We start from the raw sequence: 2,058 nt of genomic DNA on the forward strand, positions 1-2,058 counted from the left end.
ATTTTGATGGGTGGTTACTACGAACCTAGTCAAATCTTTACTTTATACGGTATTGTGGCTCTAGCTTATTTCGTGGTTAACTTTGCTATTTCTAGCTACTCTCGCTACCTCTCTAAACAATGGGAGCAAGCTAGTGAATAAAATAAAAACTCACCTACGGGTGGGTTTTTGTTTTTCTCATATTTATATCAAAAAATGATTAATTATTTAGTAAAAACCGAACGTTTTGAAAGAATATTCGGAATTTTTTGACTTTCGACTTTACTTATGCTAAAATTCAATATATGTTAGAAAAGCTAACAAGTAAATCCATTATAGGAGGCTCTTATGGCACTTATTGAATTTAAAAATGTTAATAAATATTACGGAGACTATCATGCACTTCGTGATATCAATCTAGAAATTGAAAAAGGACAAGTTGTGGTTCTCTTGGGACCTTCTGGGTCTGGGAAATCCACTCTCATCCGTACAATCAACGCCTTAGAATCAATCGATAACGGTACGCTTATCGTTAACGGACATAATGTGACGGAAGCTTCTGCCAAAGATTTGGTAGAATTGCGTAAGGAAGCCGGTATGGTTTTCCAACACTTTAACCTCTACCCGCACAAAACCGTTCTTGAAAATGTAACCTTGGCACCTATCAAGGTTCTTGGAATCAGTAAGGCAGACGCTGAAAAGACTGCTGAAAAATTCCTTCGCTACGTTAACATGTGGGACAAGAAGGATTCATACCCTGGTATGCTTTCTGGTGGGCAAAAACAACGTATCGCTATTGCCCGTGGTCTTGCCATGAATCCTGAACTCTTGCTCTTTGACGAACCAACATCAGCCCTTGACCCAGAGACTATCGGTGACGTGCTTGCGGTTATGCAAAAGCTTGCCAAAGGTGGCATGAACATGGTGGTTGTTACCCACGAAATGGGCTTTGCCCGCAGTGTGGCTGACCGTATCATTTTCATGGCTGAAGGTCAAGTTCTTGTAGACACTACGGATGTGGATGGTTTCTTTGACAATCCAACTGAACCTCGTGCGGTTCAATTCCTTTCTAAGATTATCGATCACAACTCTGATAATGTCCAAGTGGATGCCTAAGGAGGTTGCCTATGATTTTCAAAAAAATCTTACGTTACCTAACTGTTGCAAGCTTGGCAATACTCACTATTTTTCTTATCACGAGTCACAAGACTAAGGCGGAAGACACTAGTAAGCTTCTTGATAGTAAAGCAGTCCAAAAGATTGTTAAGCGAGGGACACTCAATGTCGGTGTGAAGCAAGACGTTCCTAACTTTGGTTACTATTCTGCTAAGACTAATACCTACGAAGGTATGGAAGTTGATCTTGCTAAGAAGATTGCTGATGAGTTAAAAGTTAAAGTGAATTATATCCCAGTAACGACGCAAACTCGTGAACCACTTATGGATAACGGGACTATCGACTTGCTTATCGCTACCTATACCATCAATGATGAACGTAAGGCTTCTTATGCTATCTCAACTCCTTACTACTATGACCAAATCGGTTTCTTGGTTCTTAAAGATTCAGGTATTAACAAAATCTCAGATTTGAATGGTAAGACTATCGGTGTTTCTCAAGGGGCGTCAACAAAGGCTGCCTTGCAGGAATATGCCTCAGCCCATAACCTTAAGTTCAACTATGTTCAACTCGGATCTTTCCCAGAATTGGCTGTTTCTCTTTACGCTCACCGTGTAGATGCTTTCTCAGTTGATAAATCTATCCTCTCTGGATATGAAAGTAAGAAAACTAAAACCTTAAAAGAAGGTTTCAAAACACAAGAGTACGGTATCGCTTCAAGCAAGTCTAACCAAGAGTTGATTGATTATACCAACTATTTGATTGCTAAATGGCAAAAAGATGGTAGCCTTCAAAAACTCTACGATAAGTATCACTTGAAACCAGCTAAGGCTGAAGATAAATAGAAAGGAGTCCTGAATTTATGTATCTTTTAACTGAAACGGCTAGTCCTTTCGCTCTTGAACGTTGGGCTGCTTTCTTCGCTAACTTTGGGCAGTTTGCCAAAGGTTTCTTCTATACCCT

General features: G+C 39.7%; 2 protein-coding genes and 2 pseudogenes. All 4 read left to right on the forward strand.

Annotation, left to right across the window (positions count from 1 at the left end; all coding sequences use genetic code 11):
- Positions 1 to 141: pseudogene (locus O3670_RS10890) on the forward strand (amino acid ABC transporter permease); the annotation flags it as partial.
- Between the two features lie 186 nt (positions 142 to 327).
- Positions 328 to 1,095 carry an amino acid ABC transporter ATP-binding protein gene (locus tag O3670_RS10895; RefSeq protein WP_002884172.1) on the forward strand — a complete coding sequence of 256 codons (768 nt, stop codon included), beginning with the start codon at positions 328 to 330 and terminating at the stop codon, positions 1,093 to 1,095.
- Positions 1,096 to 1,106: 11 nt separating this feature from the next.
- Positions 1,107 to 1,940 carry a transporter substrate-binding domain-containing protein gene (locus tag O3670_RS10900; RefSeq protein ID WP_064526621.1) on the forward strand — a complete coding sequence of 278 codons (834 nt, stop codon included), beginning with the start codon at positions 1,107 to 1,109 and terminating at the stop codon, positions 1,938 to 1,940.
- 17 nt (positions 1,941 to 1,957) lie between these two features.
- A pseudogene (locus tag O3670_RS10905) lies at positions 1,958 to 2,058 on the forward strand (amino acid ABC transporter permease); the annotation flags it as partial.

It is taken from the genome of Streptococcus sp. 27098_8_74 (assembly GCF_041431705.1).
GTDB lineage: Bacteria > Bacillota > Bacilli > Lactobacillales > Streptococcaceae > Streptococcus > Streptococcus salivarius_E.